We start from the raw sequence: 26,856 nt of genomic DNA, 5'->3' as shown, positions 1-26,856 counted from the left end.
GGTCTTTGTGGTGCGTTCAAGGTTTTAGGCAGCCTCTTCTTCGCGGCGATGGGCCCACTGGTAAAGCGCCGGCAACACCAGCAGCGTCAGTAAGGTCGAAGAAATAATCCCGCCAATCACCACCGTCGCCAACGGGCGTTGCACTTCGGCGCCGGTGCCGGTGGCGAGTGCCATGGGGATGAACCCGAGGGACGCCACCAATGCAGTCATCAATACCGGGCGCAGGCGGGTCAGCGCGCCTTCGTGGATCGCCACCGCCAACGAGCGCCCTTCTTCGCGCAGGTTGCGGATAAAGGCGATCATTACCAGGCCGTTCAGCACCGCCACACCCGACAACGCAATAAAACCCACCCCCGCCGAAATCGACAGCGGAATATCCCGCAGCCACAGCGCCATGATCCCACCGGTCAGCGCGAACGGAATCCCGGTGAACACCAGCAATCCATCCTTGAGGTTGTTGAACATCATGAACAGCAGGCCGAACACCAGCAGCAACGCCACCGGCACCACGATGCGCAGGCGATCGGAGGCTTCTTTCAACTGCTCGAATTGCCCGCCCCAGGTGGTCCAGTAACCGGCGGGCACTTTCACCTGGGCGATGAGGGCGGCTTCAGCTTCCTCGACAAACGAACCGATATCACGCCCGCGCACGTTGGCGCTGACGATCACCAGACGTTTGCCGTTCTCGCGGCTGATCTGGTTGGGACCCAGCACCAGGTCGAGGCTGGCGACCTGGGACAAGGCGATAAAGCCCAGTTGCCCAGACGTGTTGCTGGCCAGCGCCGGCACCGGAATCAACAGCCGTGACAAGCCTTCGATATCCGTGCGCAGCGCGTCGGACAAACGCACGACCATGTCGAAGCGCCGATCCCCTTCGTACAACGTACCGGCCTGGCGCCCACCGACGGCGACGGCGATGGTGTCCTGCACATCACCCACATTCAGGCCAAAGCGCGCGGCCTTGTCGCGGTCGATATTGATGGTCAGCACCGGCAGGCCGGAGGTCTGTTCCACCTTCACTTCCGAGGCGCCATTGAGCTTCTGCAAGGTCTCGGCGATTTCCCCGGCGGTGCTGTTGAGTACCGCCATGTCGTCACCAAACACCTTCACCGCCACATCGCTGCGCACCCCGGAAATCAGTTCGTTGAAGCGCAGTTGGATCGGTTGCGACAACTCGTACGCGCTGCCAGGCACAATCGCGCTTGCCCGTTGAATATCGGCAATGATCGCCTCGCGGGACTTGTTCGGATCGGGCCATTGGGCCTTGGGTTTGAGCATCACGTAGCTGTCGGAAATATTCGGTGGCATCGGGTCGGAAGCGATTTCCGCGGTGCCGGTACGCGCAAATACCCGCTCGATTTCCGGCACTTCAGCCAGCAAGGTTTTTTCCAATTGCTGCTGCATCTGCACCGATTGCGTCAGGCTGGTGCCGGGTACACGCAGCGCCTGCTGGGCAAAGTCGCCTTCACTCAGGCTGGGGATAAATTCGCTGCCCATGCGGCTGGCCACCAGGCCCGACACGACGATGGTCAGCAGCGCCAGGCCGAACACCAGCGGGCGACGCGTCATCACCCAATTGAGCACCGGGTCGTACACCCGACGTGCGCTGCGCATGACCCAGTTTTCTTCCTCTTTGACCTTGCCGGTGACGAACAACGCAATCGCCGCCGGTACGAAGGTCACCGACAGAATCATCGCGCCGAGCAAGGCAATCACCACGGTGAAGGCCATGGGGTGGAACATCTTGCCGGCCACTCCTGTGAGGGCAAAGATCGGCAGGTACACCACCATGATGATCAACTGCCCGAAGATCAGCGCCCGTCGCGCTTCCTTGGCGGCGGCAAACACTTCGTGCAGACGTTCACTGCGGGTCAGCAAACGGCCATGGCGCTGCTGCGCGTGAGCCAGACGGCGGATGGCGTTCTCGACGATCACCACCGCGCCGTCGACGATAATGCCGAAGTCCAATGCGCCGAGGCTCATCAGGTTGGCGCTGACTTTGTTGGTGAACATGCCGGTAAAGGTGAACAGCATCGCCAGCGGAATCACCATCGCTGTGATCAGCGCCGCACGGATATTGCCGAGGAACAGGAACAACACCGCGACCACCAGCAACGCACCTTCGAAAAGGTTTTTCTTCACCGTAGCGATGGCTTTCTCTACCAGGTTGGTGCGGTCATACACGGTGACCGCCACCACCCCTTCGGGCAGCGAGCGGTTGATCTCCTCGAGCTTTTTCGCCACCGCCTGGGACACGCTGCGGCTGTTCTCGCCGATCAACATGAACACCGTGCCCAGCACCACCTCGCGGCCATTTTCCGTGGCCGCGCCGGTGCGCAGTTCGCGGCCTATATCCACCTGAGCCACATTACGCACGCGGATCGGCGTGCCATCCGAGGTGGTGATGACGATGTTGGCAATGTCGTCGATGGACGCCACTTGCCCCGGTGCGCGAATCAGCAACTGCTCGCCACTGCGCTCGATATAACCGGCACCGACGTTGGCGTTGTTGCGCTCCAGCGCCGTGACCAGGTCATTGAGCGTCAGGTTGTAGGCGGCCAGGCGCTTGGGGTCTGGCGCAATCTGGTACTCCTTGGCGAAACCGCCGATCGTATTGATCTCGGCCACGCCCGGTACGTTGCGCAGTTGCGGCTTGATGATCCAGTCCTGGATCACCCGTAGATCAGTCGGGGTATACGGCGTACCGTCGTCCTTGCGCGCACCGTCCTCGGCCTCCACGGTCCACAGGAAAATTTCCCCGAGCCCGGTGGAAATCGGCCCCATCGCGGTATCAATGCCATCGGGCAATTGCCCACGTGCCACTTGCAGGCGCTCGTTGACCAGTTGGCGGGCGAAGAACAGGTCGGTGCCGTCCTTGAAAATCACCGTTACCTGGGACAATCCGGAACGCGACAGCGAACGCGTCTGCTGCAGACCGGGCAGGCCGGCCATGGCGGTTTCGATAGGGAAGGTGATGCGCTGCTCGGTTTCCAGCGGTGAAAACCCCGCCGCTGCCGAGTTGATCTGCACTTGCACGTTGGTGATATCAGGCACCGCGTCGATGGGCAGTTTCTGATAGCTGGCGATGCCGACACCGGCCATCAGCAGTACCGCCAGCAGCACGATGATGCGCTGCTCGATGGCAAATTGAATAAGGCGCTCAAACATGGGGAATCACTCGCAGATCAATGGGCGTGTTCGGCCGAGCCTTTGCCCAGTTCGGACTTGAGGATGAAGCTGCCAACCGTCGCCACCTGCGCGCCGGCCTCCAGGCCCTGGCGCACTTCGACGTAGCCGTTTTGACTGACGCCCAGTTCAAGATGGCGGGTGATAAAACCATCTGCGGTGCGTACGAACACCGAGGGTTTGTCCTCGACGGTCTGGATCGCGGCTTGCGGCACGGTGACCTTGGCCTGGTAGGTGTCGGTGGCGAGCTCTACGGCCACGAACAAGCCTGGGCGCCAGGCGTCGTCGGGGTTGGGCACCGTCACGCGGACGGTGGCGGTACGTGTCTGCTCACCGAGCAAATTGCCGACATAGGCCACGGTGCCGAGCACTTCGGTGCCCATTTCCGTGGAGCTGACTTTCACCGGCTTGCCCACGCGCACTTTGTTCAAGTCTTTGGGAAATACCCCGAAGGTGACCCACACCTGGGACAAATCCGAGAGCGTGAATGCGTTGCTGGTTTCACTGACCACCTCGCCCACGCCCAGATGCTTTTCCACTACTATCCCAGCGAACGGAGCACGCAGTTCATAACGATTGCCACCGGCCAAGACCGCGCTGCCGCTGAGGGCGGTCATCTTCTGCCGGGCATTGTTCAGGGCGATTTCAGCTTCTTGCAGGGTTTGCCGCGCCAACAGGTAATCCTGCTCGGCGGAGATTTTGTCCTGCCACAATTGGCGCTCACGCTGGAAGGTGGTGCGCGCCAGCTCGACTCGGCGCTGGCTTGCCGCCAACTCGCTGCGCTGGTCGGAAATCTGCTGGCTGGCGATCACCGCCAGTAGTTCGCCCTTTTTCACTGACTGGCCGAGATTGACCTCCACCGCCTCCACCACACCGGCCGCGCGGGGCACGATGTGAGAGGTGCGGTCTTCATCGAAGCGCACCTCGCCCGGCAGCGTCAGCACGGTGCTGATCGAGCGCGGTTGAGCCTGGGCCAGTTGAATTCCGGCAGCTTGGATCTGCTGCTCGGTGAGTTCGAGATGGCCTTCTTCCTCGTCGGCGTGGGCGAAACCGGACAGCATCAGGCCCAAGGCGACGGCGAACGCCATGCCATGTTTTTTATTCATCAGGAGACTCCAGGAAAATTCAAAGCCGGGCGAGGTCGCCGTAAATGCGTTCGATGCGTACCCAGGCGTCGGTGGCCTGGGCAGTCGCGGTGAGGTATTGGGTGCGGGCCGCGATCAAGGTGCGCTGGGCGTCGAGCACGTCGAGGAAGTTGAACTTGCCCATCTCGAAACCACGGGTGGCGCTGTCGACCGCGCTTTGTGCGGCGGGCAGGATCTGCTGGTTGAATGCACGCACCTCGGTATTCGCCGTTTGCCACAGGTCCAGGGCCTGGCGGGTCTCGGTGCGCAGGCGCAGCTCGGTGGCGTTGCGCAGGTCGCGGGCCTGGTCGGTGCGGCGGCTGGCAGCGAGGATGTTGCCCTGGTTGCGGTTGAACAACGGGATCGGCATCGACACGCCCAACAGGTTGACCCGCTCGCGCACGCTGGCGTCGTATTGGCTGCCGATGGACACATCTAGGTCCGGAATGCGCTGGGCTTTTTCCAGGCCCACGCTGGCTTCGTTCTGCACAATATTCAGTTCGGCCAGGCGCAGCTCAGCGGTCTGCTCAAGGCGCGCCAACAATTGTGCGGCGGCAGGTAACGCCGGTGCGGAGGTGTTTTGTGTGGCGACCGCTTCGAAGTCGGTGGCAGCACTGCCGGTGCTGGCGGCCAGGCGCCGGTAGGCGTCACTCAGGCCAATCCGGGCGCGATTCAACTCCAGGCGAATTTCCGACAGCTGCACCTGGGCACGGGTGGCCTCCACTGGTGACGATTTGCCAGCGCTGACACGCCCGTTGGCGACCACCAGACCGCGTTCGGCCAGGGCCATTGAACGTTGCGCCAGGTCGAGGCGTTCCTGGGCGCGCAGGGCGCCGTAATAGCTGTCGATGACCTCGGCGCGCAACAGGTTACGGCGCTGCTCCAGGGTCAATGCGGCGGCATCCTGGGCGCGGGTGGCCAGCTCGATGCGCGCACCGCGCTTGCCGCCCAGCTCCAGGGTCTGGCTGAGTTTGATGCTGGTGATGCGACTGTTGCGGCGGGTGTCTTCGGCGTCCCAGGAGGCCACTGGGTTGGGAATCAAGCCGGCCTGCTGGCGGCCGCCTTGGGCGATATCGATTTCCCACTGTGCGGCCGCCAGGTCCGGGTTGTTGGCGAAGGCGGTTTGCAAGGCTGCATCGAGGGTGAGGGTCTGTGCCTGGACGGCATTTGCGCCTAGCCACAACGCCGCCGCCCCTAACAGTGTTCTAACGGAAATTGCCATAACGAGAGTTCCACGCCCATGAAGTCGCTGAGGTTTCCCAGCGAGGGGCAATGTAGCTTTCGGTACTTATCAGGGCCGTGGGTGGAAGATTACAAATCCGTTAGCCAGGCTCAGGCATGCACTTCGTCGTGGTCGTCATGCTGGAAACCCTCGCCTTCGACCTGGATCGTGGCGTGGGCAATATCGAATTGTTCGTGCAGCAACTCCGTCACTCGACTGAGGATCTCTTGCTCGCTGCCCTGGGAGGCATCCGCGACCAAATGCGTACTCAGCACGTTCTTGCCGCTGGTGAGGGCCCAGATGTGCAGGTCGTGCACGTCCTTGACCCCGGGCACACTGCGGATGCCCTGCTCCACCTGCTCGATATCGACACCCTCCGGCACACCTTGCAGCAGTATGTTCATGCTCGCCTTGAGCAGCGTCCAGGTGCGCGGCACCACCCAGAAACCAATGGCGGCCGCGACCACGGAATCGACCCAACCCCAGCCAGTGAACATGATCACCACTGCCGCAATGATCACGCCGATGGAGCCGAGCATGTCGCTCCAGACCTCCAGGTAAGCGCCCTTGACGTTGAGGCTCTCGCCGCTGGCCGCGCTGAGCAGGCGCATGGAGATCAGGTTGACGATCAGCCCCAACACTGCAATGACCAGCATGCCGGTGGACTGGATCGCGGCGGGCGCCTGCAGCCGCTGGTAAGCCTCGTACAAGATGTAGAACGCCACCGCGAACAGCAGCAGTGCATTGAAGGCCGCCGCGAGAATCTCGAACCGCGCATAGCCGAAAGTGCGCTTGCGATCCGCCGGGCGCTTGGCGACCTGGATCGCCACCAGGGAAATCGCCAGCGCCAGGGCGTCGGTCATCATGTGCGCAGCGTCAGACAACAGCGCCAGGCTGCCGGTGACAAAAGCGCCGATGACTTCGGCAATCATGAAGCTGCCGGTCAGCCCCAGGGCGATCCATAACTTGCGTTCGTGGCCGGCGCGTACTTGGGCGTGGCTGTGTCCTGCGCTCATGGAATGTCCTCGAGGGTTGGGGTGCGGCGGATCATAGAGCTATAGGCCAGATCCACTGGCATGGTTTGCAGAATTGTCATCTATCCGCCAGCGCGTCGTTAGCTTTGGGCGCACCAAAATCGCCCATGGGCGCCCTGGGCCGGTTCTATCAGGTATGCTTTTCGCGCTGAAACAAAAAGAAACATATTAGCCAACCTGCTCGATAAGGAGTCCTGTCTTGGGTTTATCGACTGCCGCGTGGATGGTTCACGACACCCGTCTCATGCTCTGCGTCCTGCTGGCCATCGCCAGCATCATCGTGCTGATCAGCGCGACCAAATTGCCGCCCTTCCTGTCGATTCTGATTGGCACCTTTATCGCCGGCGTGGGCGCCGGCCTGCCACCGGAAGAAGTGGCGAAGGCCTTCAGCAAAGGTGCTGGAGCGATTCTCGGTGAAGCCGGGATCATCATTGCCCTGGGTGCGATGCTCGGCGCGCTGATGGCCGAATCCGGCGCGGCCGACCGCATCGCCACCACTTTGCTCGGGCTGGGCAAGGGCAAGTCATTGCCGTGGGTAATGGCACTGGTAGCCATGGTAATTGGCCTGCCGCTGTTCTTTGAAGTGGGCTTGGTGATGATGGTGCCGATCATCTTTGTAATGGCCAAGCGGTCGAACCAACCGCTGCTGAAAATCGCCATCCCGGCGCTGGCGGGCATGACCACCCTGCACGCCCTGATGCCGCCACACCCGGGGCCGCTGATTGCCGTGGGTGCGTTGCACGCCGACCTGGGCCTGACCATGTTGCTGGGCTTTTGCCTGGCGGTGCCGGCAGTGATCCTGGCCGGGCCGCTCTACGGCAACTGGCTGTCCAAGCGCCTGCATGTGGATGAACCCGCCGAGATCGGCGCGCTGTTCAGCGCGCCGCCCAAGGCCCCACGCCAGCCCAGCTTTGGCGCGTCGCTACTGATCATTCTGTTGCCGGTGATCCTGATGCTCGGCAGCACCTTGGCTAAAGTCGCGCTGGCGCCAGAAAGCACCCTTGGCCTGACCTTGAAGTTCCTCGGTGAACCGCTGATCGCCCTCGGTTTGGCGGTCATCGCCGCCGTGATATGCCTGGGCTGGGCCGCAGGCATGCCACGCGCCGACGTCGGCAATACATTGCGCAAAGCCCTCGCCCCCATCGCCGTGTTGCTGCTGACTATCGGCGCCGGTGGCGGCCTCAAGCAAACCCTGCTGGACGCAGGTGTCAGCCAGACCATCAGCAAGGTCGCCGAAGGCGCACACATGCCCTACCTGTTGCTTGCCTGGTTGATCGCCGTGGCCCTGCGCCAAGCCACCGGCTCGGCCACTGTCGCCACCACCACGACAGCGGGCATCCTCGCGCCAATGATGGCCGGGTTGGCGGCGACACAAAGCTCACTGGTCGCCCTGGCGATTGGCGCTGGCTCGGTGTTTTTCTGCCACGTCAACGATGCCGGGTTCTGGATGGTGCGTGAGTACTTTGGCTTGCAGTTGAAACAGACGATCTGGGTGTGGTCGGTGTTGCAGACGATTGTTTCGGTGGTTGGGTTAGTGGGTACGTTGCTGCTCTGGCACTTCCTGACTTGATCGTCACGCAGCCAAAGTGTGGCGCTTGCCAAACAACGCCACACTCGCCACCCCCACCGCCCCCATCACCACGCAGTAACCCACGCAGATCCACGGGCTGGTCGGCATCAGTGCGATCAACAGCAACGGTGTGGTACTCGCCCACAGCGCATAGGCGATGTTGTAAGTAAAGGAAATTCCCGACACCCGCACCTGCGCCGGGAACAGCCCGACCATCACCGACGGCACCGCGCCAACCACGCCACAGCTCAAGCCTGCCACGGCATACGCCGCGCCCAGCCATACGCCACCGCTGATCAGGCTGGCATACAGGATAAAGATCCCCACCGGCAGCAACAGGCTGTAGACCAGCACTGCGCGCCAGGCGCCGATGCGGTCGACCAGCAGGCCGGCGAGGACGCAACCGATATTCAGGAAGACGATGCCCAGCGCACTTAAGGCGAAGGTATGGCTGGGGCTCATGCCGAAGGTTTTCTGCATCATGGTCGGGGTGATGACGACGAGCACCACCACGGCCGAGGTGAGCACGCAGGTGAGGATCATCGCCGGCAGCAATACGGCACGGTGATCGCGTAGCACGCTGCGCAGTGGCATTTCGGCGGCCGCTTGGCGGCGTGCCTGCATTTCCAGGAATACCGGGGTCTCGCTGAGCCAGCGGCGCAGCCATACGCCGATCACACCGAATACGCCGCCGAGCAGGAAAGGCAAGCGCCAGGCGTAGTCGAGGATTTCTGCAGGGGTGAAGACTTGTGCCAGCAAGGTGGCGGTCAATGCGCCGAGCAGGTAGCCGAAGGTCAGGCCGGCTTGCAAAAAGCCCAGGGCGTAGCCGCGGTGGTGACGCGGTGCGTGCTCGGCAACGAAAGTCCAGGCGCTGGGCACTTCACCACCCACCGCTGCACCTTGCAGTACGCGCAACGCCAGCAGGATCAGCGGGGCGAAATAGCCGATTTGCGCGTAGGTTGGCATGATGCCGATCAGCAGGCAGGGCAAGGCCATCATCAGGATACTCAAGCTGAATACGCGCTTGCGTCCCAGGTGGTCGGCAAAGTGCGCCATCAGGATGCCGCCCAGCGGGCGGGCGAGGTAGCCGGTGACGAAGATGCCGAAGCTCTGCAACAGGCGCAGCCACTCGGGCATTTCAGGGGGGAAGAACAGTTGACTGAGGGTCAGCGCGAAGAACACGAAGATAATGAAGTCATAGATTTCCAGGGCTCCACCGAGGGCGGCCAGGCCCAGGGTTTTATAGTCGGAGCGGGAAAAACGCTGCGCCCGTGGTGAAAAGGTGGCAGTCATGTGCAGGCTCGGCAGGCAAACAAAATGGCGTGCAGGTTATGAGCTGAGCCCATTGATGGCAATCACGATGGATATATTTGTTTTACTCATGGATCGTTGAAGATAACTACATTCCCAAATCAATGGGTGTAGAGGAACATGCCGTAAAACTGCCAAACCCCATAATAACTACAAGAGGAAAGACTCGTGGCCGATGCTATCGAAGACAGCCGCTATGCCCGATTTGCCCTGCGCTGCTCCAACTTTGCAGAGCGTTGGTTTCCTGACTCCTGGGTGTTTGCCGCCCTCGCCGTGATCATCGTCGCCGTGGCGACCCTGGGCATGGGCGCCGCACCGGCCGAAGCGGCCAAGGCCTTCGGCGACGGGTTCTGGAGCCTGATCCCGTTCACCATGCAGATGGCCTTTGTGGTGATCGGCGGTTATGTGGTCGCCAGTTCACCCCCGGCGGTGAAGTTGATCGATCGCCTGGCGCGCATCCCCAGGAATGGCCGCTCGGCGGTGGCCTGGGTGGCGTTGATTTCCATGGTGGCCTCCCTGCTCAACTGGGGGCTGTCCCTGGTGTTCGGCGGTTTGCTGGTGCGGGCGTTGGCCCGGCGTACGGATTTGCGCATGGACTACCGCGCCGCCGGCGCTGCAGCGTATTTGGGCCTGGGTGCCGTGTGGGCGCTGGGGCTGTCGTCGTCGGCAGCGCAATTACAGGCCAACCCGGCCAGCTTGCCACCGTCGATTTTGTCGATCACCGGGATGATCCCGTTCACCGAAACCATCTTCCTGTGGCAATCCGGCGTGCTGTTGCTGGCGCTGATCGTGGTGTCGCTGGTCATCGCCTACGCCACCGCGCCAGGCCCCAACAGCGCCCGTGACGCCAAGGCCTGCGGTGTCGACCCGGCCTTTAACCTGCCCAAGCCACAGGCACCGACGCGCCCGGGCGAATGGCTGGAACACAGCCCGTTGCTGACGATTCTGCTTGCCTTGCTGGCGGCCGGCTGGCTGTTTCATGAGTTTTCCACCAAGCCGGCGATCAGCGCCATTTCGGGGCTCAACACTTATAACTTCCTGTTCATCATGGTCGGCGCCCTGCTGCACTGGCGCCCGCGCAGCTTCCTGGATGCCGTGGCCCGTGCGGTGCCGACCACCACCGGCGTGTTGATCCAGTTCCCGCTGTACGGCTCGATTGCCGCGTTGATGACCGTGGTCAAGGGCGGCGACGGCCAGACCTTGGCACACCATATCTCGACGTTCTTCACCTCCATCGCCTCCCATGACACCTACGCGCTGCTGATGGGCGTGTATTCGGCGGTGCTGGGTTTCTTCATCCCATCAGGCGGCGGCAAGTGGATCATCGAAGCGCCTTATGTGATGCAGGTGGCCAATGACCTGCAATACCACCTGGGCTGGGCGGTGCAGATCTACAACGCGGCCGAGGCACTGCCTAACTTGATCAACCCGTTCTATATGCTGCCGCTCTTGGGGGTATTGGGGTTGAAGGCACGGGATTTGATCGGGTTTTCGTTTGTGCAGTTGCTGGTGCACACACCGTTGGTGCTGTTTTTACTGTGGGCGCTAGGGACGACGTTGAAATATTTGCCGCCGGTTATGCCATAAATCACGGGGGACCGCGCCCGCTGTTACAGTAGGTGTGGTCATGGTTTTGTAGGAAGACGCGCTAATAGATCAGGCAATGCGCTCTGTATCGTGTCCCAGACAACATCAAGGTTGATATCGAAGTAACCGTGAGCTATCCGATTGCGCATCGCCCGCATATTGCGCCAAGGAATGTGTGAATGGCCCGCAGCGAAGTCCGGATACTGGTCCATGATTTTAGTCGACGCCTCACCAATTATGATCAGACTCATGATCACGGCTTGTTGTGTTCGCCTGTCCTCCAAAAAATCGTCTTTACTCAACCCCTCGACAAACGTCATAGCGTCAGTGGCCGCTTGCCTTATGTGCTCGAGATAATCCCCTAAGCGATTTTCTGTCATACAGGACGGGCCTCAGCCAACACCTTAGCGCGGAACTTCAAAGGCAAGTCGCCAGGCGTCAACAGGTCGACATTGACGCCTAACAAGTCCTCAAGCTCGACCTGCAACCCGCCAAGATCAAAAAGAGTTGTTCCCGGCGGCGCATCAACCAGCAAATCAAGATCACTGCCTTCGTGGTCGGTACCCGCTAATACAGACCCAAATATTCTTGGATTTGATATTTGGAACCGTCCAATCACCTCTCTGACAGCTGCTCGTTGTAGATCAAGTGCAGTTGAAGGTTTCACGACTCACCTCGGTGATGTGCATTAGAAGCTCAGTCTAGCAGCGCTTACTCTGTGTAGACACGCCCCACCCATCACTTGTGTGTCTTCGTTCCGTCACACTCCGTTGCTACCGTCCTGCGAAATATCTTGCAACATCTCGCCAAGGACTCCCCCGCAATGAGTGACGAGCACGAAGACCGCCCCTCCCCCGACTCCACCACCCAAGCACCGGTAGACACCAGCCGCCGGCGCTTCCTTGGCGGTGCGGCGGTGTTGGGGGTCGGTGCAACCTTGAGTGCCTGCGGCAATACCAGCGAAGCACCCAGTACGCCGGTACCGCGACCACTTACGCCTCAAGAGCTGGACAAGGCGTTGCACGACCAGGTGAAGACCGTGGTGGTGATCTATGCCGAGAACCGTAGCTTCAACAACCTGTTTGCCGATTTCCCAGGATTGGAGAAACCGCTTTCAGCGTTATCCGCCACGGACTTCCAGCAGCGCGACCGCGATGGCGGTGTACTGACCACCCTGCCCCCCACGTGGGGCGGTGTGTTGCAAGTCGGCCCGCAAACCGTGGACGGCGTGTCCTATCCAAGCGAAGTGCAATTCCAGCAAAACCTGCCCAACGCGCCGTTCGCTCTCAAGGGTCCTAACGCCGAGGACCTGCCATTGAGCCTGGTAACCCGCGACTTGTGGCATGTGTTCTACCAGAACCAGATGCAGATCAACGGCGGCAAAAACGACGGTTTTGTCGCCTGGGGCGATTCCGGTGGCCTGGTCATGGGCCATTATGCCCAGAGCCGTTATTCCCTGCGCCTGTGGGACGTGGCCAAGGAGTTTGTACTCTGCGATAACTTCTTCCAGGGCGCGTTTGGTGGCTCGTTCCTCAATCACCAATACCTGATCAGCGCCACGGCACCGTTCTATCCTGATGCCGCGCAGTCGGTGGCCAAGGCGCAGATCGCCACGCTGCAAAGCGATGACCCCACCGACACGCGACTCAAGCCTCTGGACAAGTCCCCGGCCAGCGCGATGACGGGCCCGCCACAGTTCGGCCCTAGCGCACTGACGCCGGATGGCTACGGGGTGAACACCCTGGCCCCACCGTATTGGCCCACTTGGATTCGCGACCCGGAAAATCCGGACTATTCCAAACCAGACCTGCCCAACGTACTGGTGCCGCAAACCCACGAGCACATTGGCGACAAGCTGTCGAAAAGCAACGTCGACTGGGCCTGGTACGCCGGCGCGTGGCAAGCCACTTTGGAGCAATTCAAGGATTCCGGTGGTATCCCCAAGATTCCGAACTTTCAGTACCACCACCAACCGTTCAACTACTTCAAGCAGCAAGGCCCGCAAAATCGCGCTGAACGTGACAAGCGCCTGCGCGACGGTGGCTTGGGCGATGAGTCGACTACCAACAAGTTCTTCGCCGATGCCCAGGCCGGCAAACTGCCTGCCGTGAGCTTCTACAAACCCCAGGGCAACCTGAACATGCACGCCGGTTATGCCGATATCGCCTCCGGCGACCGCCATATCGCCCGCGCCTTGAAGGTGCTGCAAGAAAGCCCGCAGTGGAAAAACATGGTAGTGGTGGTCACCGTCGATGAAAACGGTGGCTGGTGGGACCATGTGGCGCCGCCCAAGGGTGACCGCTGGGGCCCGGGCACGCGCGTGCCGGCCCTGGTGGTGTCGCCGTTTGCGCGCAAAGGCACGGTGGACCATACGGTGTATGACACGGCATCCATCCTGCGCTTGATCACCCGGGTGTTCCAATTGGAGACCCTGGATGGGCTCAAGCAGCGTGATGATGCGATGATTGCCCGCGGCCAGAAACCCATGGGTGATCTGACCAACGCCTTGCAGTTCAACTTGTAGGGGCTTATCCAATAACGACATGCCTGCCGATTTAACACGCGAATTTCCCGGTCAACCGCTACTGTGTGCAAGTGGGCTTTTATCCCGCGCAGACGGGCCTCGCTGACAAGGAACCAACTATGTTTAAACCGACCAGGCTGTCCTTCACCCTGGCCGCACTGCTGGCGAGTGCGGTCGTACAGGCCGACATCGAGGTGCCACTGGGCAGTACGCAACGTGTCACCCAGCTGTTTGCGTTCCCTAATAATTGCAATGTGATCTGCTTTCGGCCGTGGACACTGGAACAGACCGCCGAGCACTATTTGAGCCAGAGCCTGCAGCGTGACGGTTACAGCCGGGCCAAGGTCAGCGTGAAAACCCACGACGGCCAGATCGCGGCGACCTTCAGCGGCGTACCGGATAGCTACGGTCAATCCTTGACCACCTTGCTCAACACTGCGGACCTGGCTTATCAAGGCGCCAGCCAACTCAACGGCGACGGCAAGTGGGCTTATAACTGGTATCTGTTCCTGCCGCTGGGCATGGCCCTGGAGAACCGCAAGAGCATTGAACTGCTGCACTTCCCACCGGATTACTCACTCACCCAGGCCCAGGACTATCTGGAATCGGCCACCACTGACCGCTGGGCGGCGCTGCTCACCGACAACGGTATCCCGGCCAGCGAAACGCCGGCCTACCAGACCATCATCGATATCGCCCCCATCGCCGCGCCGTCCAATGCAGGTAAAGACCTGGAAAAAGTCTACAGCTACTTCACCGAGTACCAGACCCGCATGGTCAGGGAACTGAGCCTGCGCGCCAATGGGTCACTGCCGATGGTGGCATTCGGCGCGCCGGTGCGCAGCTGGATCAAGCAACAATACGGCCAGAATGTGGGCGTGCTGGAACTGGCACAAATCAGCCCGGCAGCCGGCAAAAACGTATCCGTGCTGGGCGCCAACCACCCCAGCTACATCTGGTATGCGGCGGACCCGGCAAGCTATGACGGCGATGAACAAAAGGCCGACGACGCCGGGTTGAAAGTAATGGGCCAGGATTTGAGCGCGGCCTGCTGGCAGGCCGGCATGGGCCAGAAACCCGCCAGCGATGCGAACGTGTTACTCAAGGCGTGCATGAACACCTGGCAAGTAACACGCAAGGAGCAAACCTGTGAGTTGTTCTACACCTCGGTGCGCCACCTGACGCCGGAGCAGGCCAATGCCAAGTGCGCTACACCGTCTATCAAAGCGCAGTTGAAACAGCTGAAAAATGTCGCCCCAGTGCCCACCATCATGGCGCCTGTGCTTTAACGCGAATAAATCGTCTCTACTGTCAAGATTGACAGTAGATATCGAATCCAACTTCGGCGAATCTTGGGCCGCGCCCATTTGCTGCAAGACTGGCAGTCAGCTAATACCCGCAGGTCCATGCAGCCCCGTTCAGGAGAGTAATGAAAACTCAAGCCATGGATAAGGCTAAAACCGCGGTGAGTAGCTGCCTGTATCCCTTCAAGACGCTGCTCGTGGAGCAAGGTTACCCCTCGACCGAGCACTTCCAGATCAAGCGAGGCACCCACGGGATGACGGGCGGTGTCATGGCGCGCATTGCCTTTGACAGCCGCGTGCGCATTGCCCAGATTTCAGGATACGCCGTCAGCGACCGACGCACGCATACGCTGCAGCTATCGCCGCGTATCCATTTGTACGATTGTTGGTTCTGCGGCCTGTTGCAGCACTCCTGCAACCCGAACGTGTTCCTGGACACCACGTACCTGGAGCTATGGACGGTGCAACCCATCCTCGCCGGTAGCCTGCTGACCCTTGATTACGCCATGACCGAAGACGCACTGGCCCGGCAGTTCGCTTGCCATTGCGGCGAGCTGAACTGCCGGGGTTGGATCACAGGCAGCAAGGAACCGCTGAACGCCGAAGGCCAGGCTTTCATGACCTGGTGGCGCGAACACAAGCGGCCTTAGGCTTCGCCCAGCGGACGCAGGCGGTACTGCGGCGGGAGCTGCTCGAAACCACTGATGGTGGTGTTCAAGCTCTTCCAGCGGCCATCCTTGATGCCATAGATGCAGCCATGGATCGAAAGGCTCTGCCCACGATGCCAGGCATTTTGCACAATGCTGGTGTGACCGACATTGGCCACCTGCTGGATCACATTGAGTTCGCACATGCGGTCGACACGTTCTTCTTCCGTCGGCAACTGAGCGAGCAAGTCTCGATTCTCATAGTAGAGATCGCGAATAGTGCGCAGCCAGCCGTCGATCAGGCCGAACTGGCGGTCCTGCATCGATGCACGCACGCCGCCACAGCCATAGTGGCCGGTGACGAGGATGTGCTTGACCTTGAGCACGTCGACTGCGTACTGGATCACCGACAGGCAATTGAGGTCGGTATGCAGCACCACGTTGGCGACGTTGCGGTGCACGAACAGATCACCGGGCAACATGCCGACGATCTCGTTGGCCGGTACACGGGCATCGGAACAGCCGATCCACAAGTACTCCGGGGTCTGCTGGCGGGCGAGCTTGGCGAAGAATTCGGGATCTTCCTGTTTGATCGCATCCGCCCAGCGTTCGTTGTTATCAAGCAGGTCTTGTAGTTCGTTCATCAGGGAAAGCCTCAGGAATGATGCGCAGTTTTGTGACTGACAACCCCTCGTCCAGGTCACGCCGAGTGTTAATTAGCTTGAATCTTTAGGGAGCCACGCCTGTCCACACACTATAAGCCCCACAGTATGAGGATTGGCCATGACTGAATCACGACGTCCCTACGGCGCAACCCAGCCGGAACCCATTGATGATAACGAAGACCGCATGGGTGAAATGCGCGAGCTGGATTTTGACCAGGAAGACCAGACAGCGGAAATCGGCGACGAGCTGCCACGCCGTGAGCGCGATCTTTTAATGCCCGATGAACGGGTGCGCGAAGCCGGGCTGACCGGGGCTTCGACGGATGATCATGAATCCACCGATGACGATATGAGCCCGGAAACGCTGATCCACGAGGATGGCGCGCGGGATGCCCGGGAAGCAGGTGAGGATAACCCTGCCGACTTCGACCTCAGCATTGTGGATGAGGATGAGATTGGCGGCGGCAATGGCCTGGATGAGGCCGAGCTGGCCGATATTGACCCTGTAGACGGTAACCGCTGAAAACCGCGGTTTAATATGTGGGAGGGGGCTTGCTCCCGATGGCGGTGTGTCAGGCACTTAATAAGTCACTGACCCATCGCTATCGGGAGCAAGCCCCCTCCCACATTGGTCTGTGTGTTCAGTCGACCAGGGTGCAGGCCATGACGACCGCGTCTTCGCGGCCACCGACAGCCGGGTAATAATCCCGGCGGCGACCGATCTCATTGAAGCCATAGCGCTCGTACAACCGAAACGCGCCGGTATTGCTGTCCCGCACTTCCAGGAAGCACTCTCGGGCATTGGCGGCATAGGCACGGGACATCAGGTGTTCCAGCAGCGCCAAACCCAATCCGCGCCCCTGGTTTTCCGGTTTAACGGTGATGTTCAGCAAGTGCGCCTCATCGAGAATGATCTGCACCACCCCATGGCCCACTTGCTGCTCACCTTCGAACATCAGCCAGATTTGATACTTGCCCAGCCCGTCGAGAAAGATCCCACGGGTCCAGGGGTGGCTGAACGCCGCATATTCGATTTTCAGCACGGCGTCGAGGTCGGCCTCGGTCATCGGGCGGAAGGATAAAGCCTCACTCATCAGTTGTTTTCCAGCGCGCCATCAGCCGGCGCATGGCTTGCCAGACATCAGCCTTACGCTGTGGCTCTTCCATTAATAATTCCAGGCCCGGCAGGGCCCACACCGAGCCCAGGCTGTCGACCTGCAACTCGCGGTACCAGGCCTCGGCATTGGCTTCGCCGGCAAACCGCACGGCGGGCAGGCCGATCAACCACAGGCACACGCAGGGCTCGTCTTCCAGGCGCGCCGAGACAAAACCCTGGACGAAATCCCGTGCAGCTTCGGGGCCCTGGTCCATAGTGCCGCGCACCAAAAGCGGCCAGCGTACAGGCTCGCCGATGATCTGGGGGCTGTCGGGCAGGCCGGCGGCGCGCAGCATGTCCTTGAGCAGCAGGTAGGCCGGGTCGCGTGACTGGAAACGCTCGCCGGTGGGCAGCTCCACCAGCAACAGGCAACGCCCGGCCCGCAGCAATTGCAGGGCAAAGCGGGGCGGTGGCACTACCGGCGCCTTGACCACCGGCGCGGCCTCCTCCACCACCTTGGCAGCCTTGGTCACCGGCGCAGGGCGTGGCACTTCGATCTTTGCCCGTTCGACCGCCGGACGTGTTTCGACTGGGGGCTTGACCACCGCCACGGGCGCGGCCGCCTCTTCCCCCGACGACTCGAACGCCTCATAGGGCTCAAGCGCCTGCAACAACTCGGGCCGCGACGGCGCGGCAAACGGCAGTTCGGTGCGGGGCAGCCAGTTGACCACCTGCATGGCGGTCAAGTAAGCGCGACGTCGGGACTCGATAAGCACAGCTCGGCCACTTGTGGATAAGTAAAGAACGGGGATTCTACCGTTGTTCGGTAACAATCGCCCACTGTGCACTGACCGGCTGTGGATAATTCCCGCGCCTGATGCAGTACAATCGCGACCTTTAATCGCCAACCAGCCGGCCATTCCCATGATCGAACCCAAGCGCGTCCTGCGCGCCCTCGCCGAACACTGGGCCTTACTCGAGCCTCTGTGCGAACACTTCGACCAAGGCACACTGAGCCTTGCCGAGCTGCGCGCACAATTGGCCGCCCAACAACTGGACAGCACGCCCCAGGATATCACCAGCCTGCTGGACGTGTGGATTCGCCTGGATATCCTGGTGCCTGTGGCCAAGAGCCCGAACCGTTTCGAGCTCAACGCGCAGATCCACGACTTCCTCGCCTATCTTCGCAAGGAGCACCGGCTTGGCCTGTGCCTGGAAATCGAAGCCTACCTGCGCCACCTCGAGCGCCTGGCCGGTTATATCCAGGACGCCTTCGACATCCGCGACAGCCACGACCTGGCGCGGCAACTGCGCCTGCTGGATATGCGCGTGCGCGATGTGCTGAAAAAACTTGCCAACGACGAACAGGCCCTCGCCGCCGTGGCCGACCGCGCCAAGACCAGCGACCGCCAGATCCCGTTGCGCCAGCGTTATGCCGAGGTCTTGGCGACCTGGGACGAATACGTCGAGCCGATGATCCAGCTGGTGAACGCCGACGGTGCCTTCGAGCAAGGTGTGCGCAAGGTCGAGAACGTGCTGCTGCGCATGCTTACCGAGCAACAGCGTCTCGGCCATCTGGTGGACGACGACATGCTGCTGCGTACCCACGCGCGCATCCTCGAAATGCAGACCAGCGCCCAGCTGACCTTGCGCCATGCGCGGGAGCTGCTGTTGCCGCTGCGCGAAGAAGCGCGCCGACACAACGCCGTGACCCGTGGCGCGGCGCTGGCCCTGTCGGCGATCCGCCGCAAGGGCCTGGACGCGGTGCCACAGGCTGCAATGCCGATGTTTACCCGGCCACAAAGCACCTTCCTGGGCAGCGCCAGCCAGGTCGAAGCTTATGTGTATGCCCTGGCGAATTTCGAGCCGAAACCGGCGCGTTTCCCCAAGGCGCATAAATCCCACAAGGGCGAAGCCCAGCGCGCGCCGCGTACGGTCAAGGAAATGCTCGAGCGCTGCGAAGAAGCACTGCCGATGCCGGACCTGATGACCTGGCTGCTGGAACAGGAACCGGACGGCGCTACCGACGAATTGCTGTACTGGTTTTCGCGCCTGTCCCGGGAGAAACGCTTCAAGCGCGAACGCCTGGAACGCCGCGATTACCACACCCACGAGCACCAGGTCAGCCTGCGCTCCTTCGCCCTGCTCCCGGCCGGCAGCGACGCCACCGAGAATTCTGCGAGCACGCCTTATGCATCTTGATCTATCCGAACTGTCCCAGCTGGCGCCGATCTTTCGCGAGCTGTTCAAGGGTTACCACGTCAGCCGCCGTGATCCGGAGCTGTACGCGCAACTGTCGAACTTCCAGGACCAGTACCGCACGCTGTTCAAGGCCCTCGGCTTTGAGCTGGTGTGCGATACCCGCGGTTTCTACTACTTCGTACCGGACTCTGCCATTGCCAGCGCGCAGGTCAACAAGACCGCCCAGCGCCTGGCCTTGTTTACCTTCATCCTCGTCGAGCATCTGGCCGACCAGGGCCGCGACCCGATTGCGGTGCTCGACGGCGGCAGCCTGGGCCGCGATGAATTGCCTTCGCTGCTGGAGAAATACCGCGACCTGTTTATCCAGGCCGAAGTGCAGACCCAGGAAGAGCTCGAAGAAAAAATCATGCGCCGCATGACCCAACTGGGTTTTGCCAGCGAAGACAATGGCATCTACCGCTTCCTGCCGCCGATGCACCGTTTCCTCGACGTGTGCCTCTCCGTGCAGCAGGACCGCGACCTTGCCGCCAGCGTGCACAGCGTACTGCCGCTGCCGGCGCCGGTGATCATCGACGAAGACAGCGATGACAAACTGCTGGAGACCGATGACCCGCTGGACCTGAGCGCCTTCAATGAGGAAAGCGAAGAAGACGCCCTGGCCCGTGCCATTGCCGAAGAACAGGAGACCGACGCATGAGTAAGGAACGCTACGGCATCCGCCGCTTCGCCCTATTGAACACCGCCGGCTACAGCCTGGGCCTGTTCCCGCTGGAAGAGCCGCTGTCGGTATATGGCGCGAACAACCTGGGTAAATCCGCCTCGATCAACGCCTTACAGTTCCCGATCCTGGCGCGCATGTCGGACATGAGTTTCGGCAAATACACCCTGGAGCAATCACGGCGCTTCTACTTTGCTACCGACACCAGCTACATCCTGGTGGAAGTCTCCCTGCCCCACGGCCCGCACGTTATCGGCGTGGTCGGGCGTGGGCCAGGCGGCGGTTTCGGTCACCAGTTCTTTGCCTATGCCGGCAAGCTGGACCTGGCCCATTACCAGAAAAACGACACCTGCCTGCGTCAGAAAGAACTGTTCACCAACCTTGAACGCGAAGGGCTCAAAGCCTACGAACTCAAGCCTGATGAACTGCGGCGCTTGCTGGTGGGCGGCCATACGTCGATCCCGCTGGACCTGACCCTGATCCCGCTGCGCTCCACCAGCGAACAGAGCCTGAAGACCTTCCGTGCGCTGTTTATCAACCTGCTGCACATGCGCGAAATCACGGCGGCCAAGCTCAAGCAACTGTTCCTCGATGCGTTCGAACATAGCCTGCGCTCCGGCAGTGTCGACTACATCGCCGCGTGCGAAGAGGCCTTCCGCGATGTGCGACGCATGGAGCAGGACTACAACTCGCTGGTGGCGGCCGGTCCCTTGGTCGAGGCGCTGGCCAATGGCGTGAAACAACGCGACGCCTTGCGCGGCAAACTGCATCGCCTGTCGCCGCTGCTGGATTCATTGCTGGGTACCTGGTCGGACTATGCCAGTTCGCGCAAGGAAGAGCTGACCATCCAGGCTGAACACTACCGCAACGAGCAGGACGCGCTGCAGAACGACCAGCGCGGCGGCACCCAGGAGCTGATGCGCCTGGAGCGGGAAATCAGTGGCATCCAGCGCTGGTTGGGCGAATTGTCGGTGCTCAAGCATCGCTTCGCGTTGGTGAATGACGTCAAGGTGCTGGAGCAGCAATTGCTCGCCGCCAAGGATGCCCATGATGAACTGGCGGGCGCCTTGGCGCAGTCGCGGCAGTTCAGCGCCGAGGATCTGGACGAGCGTCTGCGCGACCTGGAAAAACGCTTGAAGTCCGTCAAGCAGCAGCTCGATCACGCCGACAACAACAGCTACGCCAAACTGCGCGAAGAGTTTTCGCAGCAGGATGTCGAGCGCCTGATGCGCCTGTTCAACAGTTCGTTGTTCAGCCTGCCGCTGGGTGAGCATGGCATCACGCTGGACGAGGACGGCCAGTGGGTCAAATCCCTGGAACAGATCCTCGATGGCTTCAAGGGCGAGCGCTTTGAAGTGCCGGGGCTGTCCATCGACATCTCGCACATCGAGCCTCCGGCCTTGCAGGCCCTGGCGGATCGCGCCGCATTGCGTGACCAGAAAGAGCGCCTGGAAAAAGAACTCAAGCAACTGAAAACCCAGCAGGCCGTGGTTTCCGACCGCGCGGCGAGCAAGACCCAGACCGAAGCGCTGTACCAGCAGGTGCTGGATGCGCAGAAGGCGCTGGAAGACTTCCGCCGCACCCAGACCCTGAGTGCCGAGGAAGGCGAGAAGCTCGAACAACTGGCGCAGATGGAAGCCGCCCAGGACGAGTTGAAGCGCTCCAGCGATGCGTTTACCGAGCGCGTGCAGCAACTGTCGGCCAAGCTGCAATTGGTCGGCCGCCAGATCGGCGACATGGAAGCCAAGCAACGTACGCTGGATGACGCGCTGCGTCGTCGTCAGCTGTTGCCGGCAGACCTGCCGTTTGGCACACCGTTCATGGACCCGGTCGACGATTCCATGGACAACCTGCTGCCGCTGCTCAATGACTATCAGGACAGCTGGCAGGGCTTGCTGCGCGCCGATGGCCAGATCGAAGCGCTGTACGCACAAGTGCGTCTCAAAGGTGTGGCCAAGTTCGACAGTGAGGATGATGTCGAACGTCGCCTGCAACTGCTGATCAACGCGTATGCGCACCGTACCGATGAAGCGCTGACCCTCGGCAAGGCACGCCGTGCGGCGGTCACCGACATTGCCCGGACCCTGCGCAACATCCGCAGCGATTACGACAGCCTTGAACACCAGCTGGCGCTGTTCAACCGCGAGATCAACAAGCGCCAGGTTTCCAACCTGCAAAGTTTCCGCATCGTGCTGGCGCCGAACAAGGAAGCCCTCAAGCATATCGACCAGATCATCCACAGTGCCGGCCAGTATGAAGAAGGCGAGACGCTGTCAGTGTTCGACCTCAGCCAGAGCGCCGAGCAGGACAACAAGAACGAAGAGGCCAAGGAATACCTGGCACGCCTGGTGGCTGCCAACCATAACCAACTGGGCCTAAAGGATCTGTTCGAACTGGCGTTCGAGATCACCAAGGTACACGGCCAGCCGGTAATCCATACCGACATCGACGGTGCGGCTTCCAACGGCACCACCATGACCATCAAGGCGCTGACCAACATGTACTTGTTGTTGCACCTGATGGACCGCGACCAGGCCGGTCGTGTGCGCTTGCCGTACTACCTCGACGAAGCGGCGGACATCGATGAGAAGAACCAGGCGGCACTGCTGGAAACCAGCCTGCAACTGGGCTTCGTGCCGATCCTGGCGAGTGTGAAGCCGCAGGTGTCCGCCCAGGTGGCGATCGACCTCGAAGGCGGCAGCGGGCCGAACGGAATCTACATCGATGAGGCGGACTGGAAGTACATCCGTCGCCATGATGTGGTGAAGGCGACAGTGAATGTGCAGGCGGACGAGCCGGAGCTGGATGAGGTCTGACGTGTTGCGCTGAAATGCAAAAAGGCCGCGATCTTATGGATCGTGGCCTTTTTTTGTCTTTGCAGTGATTTTGAGGGCCTCATCGGGGGCAAGCCCCCTCCCACATTTTGACCGTGTTCACAAATCAAAGTGTGGGAGGGGGCTTGCCCCCGATGGCCGCGCCTCGGTCTATTTGCCCAGCGGGATCTTAGGCGCCCAGGTCAGCCACTCATCTTCAAACTTGTCGAACAATGGGAACGTCTGCTGCTGCCGTGCGGGGTTGCCCATGCGCTCGCCATCAGGCGTGGCAAAGGCGATCCCGCCGGCCACCAACGTCTCCAGGGACTCGGTGCGCACCGTCGCACCTTTGAACAGGCCGAAGTCGAGCCCGAAGCCACTGGTGTTCCAGAAGCGGCTGCCACTGCGTACTAGTGGCGCGTATTTGGGTTCGATCAGGATGTGCACCAGCACACGGTCGGCGGTTTGGCCCAACTCATAGCCGGTAACTTTGCCCACGGTGACTTCACGGTAGGTGACCGGCACGCCTTCCTTCAACGAACCACGGCGAGCGGCGCTGAGTGTCAGGCTCAGGCCCGCTTCCTGATGCACGGCTTCGGGTGGCTGGGCCAGGGCGACAAAACTCTTCTGCGGGCCGGCATTTTTCATCGCCGGTTGCACCTCGATGTATTGGCCGGTGACCAGGGTTTCCAGGTTGGCCGTCTTCATCAGCCCCAGTTCAGGTTTGACCACCCAGAACTGGCTGCCAGAACGAGCGATGCGATCCGCCACTTGGGTGATACGCGCTTTGAGCAGCACCGATTGCATGTCGGCACTGAGATCGACGCTCTCGATCTTGCCCACATCCAGGCCCTTGAAGCGTACCGGTGTGCCTGGACTCAGGCCGTCGGCGCGGTCGACCTTGATGGTCACCAGGGTCCCGTGCTGGTTGGCGGCCTCACGGTCAGCAAACAGACGGAAGCGCGGGATGCGGCGTTTGAGCGGCACATTCGGTTCCGGCGTTTCGAAGGCGATACCACCCGCCATCAGGCTGGCCAGGGATTCACTCTTGACCTGAATGCCGCCGGTAAGCCCGCCGCTGAGGGTAACGCCGCTGGCATTCCAGAAACGCGTGGAGCCGTTGACCAGGCTTTCATATTCTTTCTCGATATGAACACCGATCACCAGCTGCTTCTTCTTGCGTGAAAACTGATAGCTCTGCACCGAGCCGACCTTGACCTGCTTGTACAGGATCGGGCTGCCGACATCCAGCGAGCCCAGGCTGTCGGTGAGCAACACCATATGCAGACCTGGGGAGCGCAGGTCCAACGGCGGCGCCTTGGCACGAGCCACGTATTCCCGCTGGGGCGGCGTACCTTTGTCACCCGGACGGATGGCGATGTAGTTGCCTTTGACCAGTGCCTCCAGGCCAGTGATACCAGCCAGGGAGATGGACGGCTTGACCACCCAGAATTGCGTATCCTGAACCAAGTAATCTTCGGCCAATGGATCGAGGGTCAACTCGGCGCTGGCGCTGGACAGGTCCGGATCAATCTTCAGGGTTTTCAGGCTACCGACCTGAATACCTTTGTACATGACCGGGGTGCGTCCGGCCTGGAGGCCTTCGAAGTCGGTGAGCTTGACCTTGACCTTGATGCCCGCTGCGGCGGCATCGAAATCTTCGTATAGGCGGAACGGCAAGCTCGGGTCGGTGGGCGGGCTGTCTTTGCGATTCTCCGGCGTGGCGAAGGCGATACCGCCGGCGACAATGCTGGAGAGAGATTCGCTGCGCACTTTCACCCCCGAGAGATTGGCGTCGATGCTGATGCCGCTGGCGTTCCAGAAGCGCGTGTGTTTGCGCACCAAATTGGCGTAGGTTGGCTCAATGTAGACCTTGATTTCGACGGTGCTCTGGTCTTCAGACAGCAGGTAGCTTTTGACCTGGCCGACCTGGATCTGCTTGTAGAACACCGGGCTGCCGCGGTTCAGCGAGCCCAGGCGGTCGGCCTTGAGGGTCAGGTGCAAGCCGGGCTTGGCATCGGATAACGGCGGTTCTTCGGAGAGTGCCTTGAATTTGCGCGTGGGCTCGCCATCGCCTGGGCTGGCGGCGATGTAGTTACCCGAGACCAGGGTCTCCAGGCCAGTAATGCCGGCCAGGCTGACGCTGGGCTTGACCAACCAGAAGCGGGTGTTGGTCTTGAGGTATTGCTCGACATCCTTATTCATCTCAATGGTAGCAATCACCCCGCGATTGCTGCCCTCGTCATCCAGGGCCAAGGCTTTGACCTTGCCTACGGTCATGCCTTTGTAGACCACTTCGGTCTTGTTGACCTGGATACCTTCGCCGCTCTCGAAGCGAACCTGGATCTCGATGCCTTGCTGGGAATAGGCACGCCATCCCAGCCAGCCACCGATGATCAGGGCAATCAGGGGCAACACCCAAATGGCCGACCAATTGGAGGCTGGGCGGGTTTTAGCTTTAGGCAATTCACTCATGGTCGTCGTCCGACTCCGTGTTATCCCAAATCAGTCGGGGATCGAAAGTTACTGCGGCAAGCATCGTCAAGATCACCACACTGGCGAATGCTGCAGCACCGAGATTGGCCTCGACACTGGCAAGTCGCCCAAAGTTAACGACCGCCACCAGGATGGCGATCACGAAGATATCCAGCATGGACCAGCGGCCAATGAATTCGATAAAGCGGTACATCACAATGCGTTGTTGCGCGGACAGTGGTTGGTGACGCTGCACCGAGAACAGCAGCAGGCCGATGCCTACCAACTTGAACGTCGGCACCAGGATACTGGCGATGAATACCACAGCGGCGATGGGAAACATCCCGTGCTGCACCAGCTGGATCACACCGGCCATGATGGTACTGGGATCGCCTTGGCCGAGGGAGTTCACGGTCATGATTGGTAACAGGTTGGCGGGGATATACAGAATCGCCGCGGTCACCAGTAATGCCCAAGTGCGTGTAAGGCTGTTGGGACGCCGAGCATGGATCAACGCACCGCAACGGGTGCAGAGCTGCTCGTCGGCATCCGCTTCCTGCTTGTTCAATTCATGGCATTCGGTACACACCAGAATGCCTGCATCAATCGCCCGCATGTTCATCCTCTCCTGAGAGTGCTCGCCAGACCTGGTGGGGCGACATCACCACCTCCAGCAGTACTTGAACCATTAATAGACTGATGAAACAGGCCAGGCCCAGGCCGACCGTAATGGAAGCCATGTCGGCAAGTTTTACGATTGCCACCAGCACGCCCATCAAGTAGACCTCCAACATCCCCCAATCCTTCATGTGGTGGTAGATGCGGTACAGCAGCAGCCCATAACTGCGGCCGATCTTCCAGCGAATGCTGAGCAGCACGGCTAATTGGCAGAGCAGCTTGAGCAAAGGAATGCCCATGCTGCACAGGAACACCACTACGGCAACGCCTTGCATGCCGGAATCAAACAGGCCGACAACGCCGCTCCATACAGTGTCCTGCGAGGTCTGTCCGAGTAGATTGAGCTGCATGATGGGCAGAAAGTTCGCAGGGACGTACAGCAGTAGGGCTGCGAGCACCAAGGCCAGGCTTCGTTCGACGACATTGTGGCGATGAGCGTACAGCTCGTAACCACAACGCGGGCATTGGGCTTTTTCGCCGCGGGCGAGCATTGGCTTGCGCATCAGCAAGTCGCACTCATGGCATGCCACCAGGTCGTCCAGTGGTAAGTCTGACGCCTCAATGGCATCAACCGGATCGGGCATAGATAGGGCTCTGACTCTAAAAATGGTTAGGTGGCTATTCTAGTGGTCTGGTTCAGAAATAACTGTGCAATTTTGTCGGGCTGGGTGGGAGAGAGTGACAGGCGTACGGGGACATC

The 26,856-nt window shown here is 60.8% G+C and carries 22 protein-coding genes; 9 read left to right on the top strand and 13 right to left on the bottom strand.

From position 1 onward, the window contains the following. Window positions 1-24 precede the first annotated feature (24 nt). From QZR30_RS23070 to QZR30_RS23055, 4 genes are all read right to left on the bottom strand, one after another. Window positions 25-3,168, bottom strand: coding sequence for a CusA/CzcA family heavy metal efflux RND transporter (locus QZR30_RS23070; RefSeq protein WP_311904299.1), 3,144 nt, complete (start codon window positions 3,166-3,168; stop codon window positions 25-27). A 17-nt stretch (window positions 3,169-3,185) separates the two neighbouring features. Next, a complete protein-coding gene (locus QZR30_RS23065; protein ID WP_046070804.1) occupies window positions 3,186-4,292 on the bottom strand; it encodes an efflux RND transporter periplasmic adaptor subunit in 1,107 nt (368 codons plus the stop codon). A 19-nt stretch (window positions 4,293-4,311) separates the two neighbouring features. Next, window positions 4,312-5,532 (bottom strand): TolC family protein, encoded by a 1,221-nt coding sequence (locus QZR30_RS23060; RefSeq protein ID WP_311904298.1) that lies wholly within the window; start codon window positions 5,530-5,532, stop codon window positions 4,312-4,314. A gap of 110 nt (window positions 5,533-5,642) precedes the next feature. Then, window positions 5,643-6,548: a cation diffusion facilitator family transporter gene (locus tag QZR30_RS23055; protein WP_311904296.1), complete on the bottom strand. Its 906-nt coding sequence runs from the start codon at window positions 6,546-6,548 to the stop codon at window positions 5,643-5,645. Between the two features lie 217 nt (window positions 6,549-6,765). Here QZR30_RS23055 and QZR30_RS23050 point away from each other — a divergent pair, with 217 nt between their 5' ends. Then, on the top strand, window positions 6,766-8,136 hold the full coding sequence (locus QZR30_RS23050; protein ID WP_046070807.1) for a GntT/GntP/DsdX family permease: 1,371 nt from the start codon (window positions 6,766-6,768) through the stop codon (window positions 8,134-8,136). A gap of 3 nt (window positions 8,137-8,139) precedes the next feature. Here QZR30_RS23050 and QZR30_RS23045 read toward each other — a convergent pair whose 3' ends face one another. Further along, window positions 8,140-9,429, bottom strand: coding sequence for an MFS transporter (locus tag QZR30_RS23045; RefSeq protein WP_057024825.1), 1,290 nt, complete (start codon window positions 9,427-9,429; stop codon window positions 8,140-8,142). A 186-nt stretch (window positions 9,430-9,615) separates the two neighbouring features. On the opposite strand from QZR30_RS23045, the gene QZR30_RS23040 reads away from it, so the two are divergent. Beyond that, complete coding sequence (locus QZR30_RS23040; RefSeq protein WP_124399241.1) at window positions 9,616-11,034, top strand: short-chain fatty acid transporter; 1,419 nt, start codon at window positions 9,616-9,618, stop codon at window positions 11,032-11,034. A gap of 38 nt (window positions 11,035-11,072) precedes the next feature. On the opposite strand, the gene QZR30_RS23035 is transcribed toward QZR30_RS23040, so the two are convergent. Next, window positions 11,073-11,414, bottom strand: coding sequence for a HepT-like ribonuclease domain-containing protein (locus tag QZR30_RS23035; protein ID WP_056845577.1), 342 nt, complete (start codon window positions 11,412-11,414; stop codon window positions 11,073-11,075). Continuing rightward, complete coding sequence (locus tag QZR30_RS23030; protein ID WP_056845578.1) at window positions 11,411-11,701, bottom strand: nucleotidyltransferase family protein; 291 nt, start codon at window positions 11,699-11,701, stop codon at window positions 11,411-11,413. Before QZR30_RS23030 ends, QZR30_RS23035 begins: the two co-directional genes overlap by 4 nt. A 156-nt stretch (window positions 11,702-11,857) precedes the next feature. Here QZR30_RS23030 and acpA point away from each other — a divergent pair, with 156 nt between their 5' ends. The 3 genes from acpA (at window position 11,858) to QZR30_RS23015 (ending at window position 15,512) form a co-directional block, all read left to right on the top strand. Then, entirely contained in the window at window positions 11,858-13,558 is a 1,701-nt protein-coding gene (acpA, locus tag QZR30_RS23025; RefSeq protein ID WP_311904292.1) for an acid phosphatase, read from the top strand. 119 nt (window positions 13,559-13,677) lie between these two features. Next, complete coding sequence (locus tag QZR30_RS23020; protein WP_311904291.1) at window positions 13,678-14,847, top strand: hypothetical protein; 1,170 nt, start codon at window positions 13,678-13,680, stop codon at window positions 14,845-14,847. A 140-nt stretch (window positions 14,848-14,987) separates the two neighbouring features. Continuing rightward, a complete protein-coding gene (locus QZR30_RS23015; RefSeq protein ID WP_056845581.1) occupies window positions 14,988-15,512 on the top strand; it encodes a hypothetical protein in 525 nt (174 codons plus the stop codon). On the opposite strand, the gene can is transcribed toward QZR30_RS23015, so the two are convergent. Next, window positions 15,509-16,153 carry a carbonate dehydratase gene (gene can / locus QZR30_RS23010; RefSeq protein WP_046070813.1) on the bottom strand — a complete coding sequence of 215 codons (645 nt, stop codon included), beginning with the start codon at window positions 16,151-16,153 and terminating at the stop codon, window positions 15,509-15,511. The two genes, QZR30_RS23015 and can, sit on opposite strands and share 4 nt — an antisense overlap. Window positions 16,154-16,292: 139 nt before the next feature. On the opposite strand from can, the gene QZR30_RS23005 reads away from it, so the two are divergent. After that, window positions 16,293-16,697: a hypothetical protein gene (locus QZR30_RS23005; RefSeq protein ID WP_046070814.1), complete on the top strand. Its 405-nt coding sequence runs from the start codon at window positions 16,293-16,295 to the stop codon at window positions 16,695-16,697. Between the two features lie 118 nt (window positions 16,698-16,815). Here the strand turns inward: QZR30_RS23005 and rimI are convergent, their stop codons facing one another. Together rimI and QZR30_RS22995 are read right to left on the bottom strand one after the other, a co-directional pair. Further along, on the bottom strand, window positions 16,816-17,268 hold the full coding sequence (gene rimI, locus QZR30_RS23000; protein WP_003188286.1) for a ribosomal protein S18-alanine N-acetyltransferase: 453 nt from the start codon (window positions 17,266-17,268) through the stop codon (window positions 16,816-16,818). Next, entirely contained in the window at window positions 17,261-18,007 is a 747-nt protein-coding gene (locus tag QZR30_RS22995; RefSeq protein ID WP_056845582.1) for a hypothetical protein, read from the bottom strand. Before QZR30_RS22995 ends, rimI begins: the two co-directional genes overlap by 8 nt. Window positions 18,008-18,194: 187 nt before the next feature. Here QZR30_RS22995 and mksB point away from each other — a divergent pair, with 187 nt between their 5' ends. From mksB to mksF, 3 genes are read left to right on the top strand one after another with little or no spacing between them, the layout of a single operon-like run. Beyond that, complete coding sequence (gene mksB / locus QZR30_RS22990; protein ID WP_311904289.1) at window positions 18,195-19,472, top strand: Mks condensin complex protein MksB; 1,278 nt, start codon at window positions 18,195-18,197, stop codon at window positions 19,470-19,472. Next, window positions 19,462-20,169, top strand: a complete 708-nt coding sequence (gene mksE, locus QZR30_RS22985; protein ID WP_046070816.1) for an Mks condensin complex protein MksE — start codon at window positions 19,462-19,464, stop codon at window positions 20,167-20,169. Before mksB ends, mksE begins: the two co-directional genes overlap by 11 nt. Further along, window positions 20,166-23,006, top strand: a complete 2,841-nt coding sequence (mksF, locus tag QZR30_RS22980) for an Mks condensin complex protein MksF (protein WP_311904287.1) — start codon at window positions 20,166-20,168, stop codon at window positions 23,004-23,006. The genes mksE and mksF overlap by 4 nt, the downstream gene beginning before the upstream one ends. Before the next feature lie 168 nt (window positions 23,007-23,174). Here mksF and QZR30_RS22975 read toward each other — a convergent pair whose 3' ends face one another. From QZR30_RS22975 to QZR30_RS22965, 3 genes are read right to left on the bottom strand one after another with little or no spacing between them, the layout of a single operon-like run. Beyond that, entirely contained in the window at window positions 23,175-25,478 is a 2,304-nt protein-coding gene (locus tag QZR30_RS22975) for a PqiB family protein (protein WP_046070768.1), read from the bottom strand. Then, on the bottom strand, window positions 25,471-26,094 hold the full coding sequence (locus QZR30_RS22970; protein WP_043051825.1) for a paraquat-inducible protein A: 624 nt from the start codon (window positions 26,092-26,094) through the stop codon (window positions 25,471-25,473). Before QZR30_RS22970 ends, QZR30_RS22975 begins: the two co-directional genes overlap by 8 nt. Next, complete coding sequence (locus tag QZR30_RS22965) at window positions 26,081-26,740, bottom strand: paraquat-inducible protein A (RefSeq protein WP_046070767.1); 660 nt, start codon at window positions 26,738-26,740, stop codon at window positions 26,081-26,083. Before QZR30_RS22965 ends, QZR30_RS22970 begins: the two co-directional genes overlap by 14 nt. Window positions 26,741-26,856 lie beyond the last annotated feature (116 nt).

The sequence above is a fragment of the Pseudomonas sp. rhizo25 genome, from assembly GCF_031931935.1.
In the GTDB taxonomy this organism is placed as follows: Bacteria; Pseudomonadota; Gammaproteobacteria; order Pseudomonadales; family Pseudomonadaceae; genus Aquipseudomonas; species Aquipseudomonas synxantha.
This window is presented reverse-complemented; position numbering and strand designations above follow the sequence as displayed.

Bases quoted from the DNA above. Each gene is read 5' to 3' on its own strand.
- QZR30_RS22965 (WP_046070767.1), bottom strand. From the start codon at position 26,740: ATGCCCGATCCGGTTGATGCCATTGAGGCGTCAGACTTACCACTGGAC.
- QZR30_RS23070 (WP_311904299.1), bottom strand. From the start codon at position 3,168: ATGTTTGAGCGCCTTATTCAATTTGCCATCGAGCAGCGCATCATCGTG.
- mksF (WP_311904287.1), top strand. From the start codon at position 20,166: ATGAGTAAGGAACGCTACGGCATCCGCCGCTTCGCCCTATTGAACACC.
- QZR30_RS22975 (WP_046070768.1), bottom strand. From the start codon at position 25,478: ATGAGTGAATTGCCTAAAGCTAAAACCCGCCCAGCCTCCAATTGGTCG.
- mksE (WP_046070816.1), top strand. From the start codon at position 19,462: ATGCATCTTGATCTATCCGAACTGTCCCAGCTGGCGCCGATCTTTCGC.
- rimI (WP_003188286.1), bottom strand. From the start codon at position 17,268: ATGAGTGAGGCTTTATCCTTCCGCCCGATGACCGAGGCCGACCTCGAC.
- QZR30_RS22970 (WP_043051825.1), bottom strand. From the start codon at position 26,094: ATGCGGGCGATTGATGCAGGCATTCTGGTGTGTACCGAATGCCATGAA.
- QZR30_RS23055 (WP_311904296.1), bottom strand. From the start codon at position 6,548: ATGAGCGCAGGACACAGCCACGCCCAAGTACGCGCCGGCCACGAACGC.
- QZR30_RS23020 (WP_311904291.1), top strand. From the start codon at position 13,678: ATGTTTAAACCGACCAGGCTGTCCTTCACCCTGGCCGCACTGCTGGCG.
- acpA (WP_311904292.1), top strand. From the start codon at position 11,858: ATGAGTGACGAGCACGAAGACCGCCCCTCCCCCGACTCCACCACCCAA.
- can (WP_046070813.1), bottom strand. From the start codon at position 16,153: ATGAACGAACTACAAGACCTGCTTGATAACAACGAACGCTGGGCGGAT.
- QZR30_RS22995 (WP_056845582.1), bottom strand. From the start codon at position 18,007: ATGCAGGTGGTCAACTGGCTGCCCCGCACCGAACTGCCGTTTGCCGCG.
- mksB (WP_311904289.1), top strand. From the start codon at position 18,195: ATGATCGAACCCAAGCGCGTCCTGCGCGCCCTCGCCGAACACTGGGCC.
- QZR30_RS23035 (WP_056845577.1), bottom strand. From the start codon at position 11,414: ATGACAGAAAATCGCTTAGGGGATTATCTCGAGCACATAAGGCAAGCG.
- QZR30_RS23005 (WP_046070814.1), top strand. From the start codon at position 16,293: ATGACTGAATCACGACGTCCCTACGGCGCAACCCAGCCGGAACCCATT.
- QZR30_RS23015 (WP_056845581.1), top strand. From the start codon at position 14,988: ATGAAAACTCAAGCCATGGATAAGGCTAAAACCGCGGTGAGTAGCTGC.
- QZR30_RS23065 (WP_046070804.1), bottom strand. From the start codon at position 4,292: ATGAATAAAAAACATGGCATGGCGTTCGCCGTCGCCTTGGGCCTGATG.
- QZR30_RS23060 (WP_311904298.1), bottom strand. From the start codon at position 5,532: ATGGCAATTTCCGTTAGAACACTGTTAGGGGCGGCGGCGTTGTGGCTA.
- QZR30_RS23045 (WP_057024825.1), bottom strand. From the start codon at position 9,429: ATGACTGCCACCTTTTCACCACGGGCGCAGCGTTTTTCCCGCTCCGAC.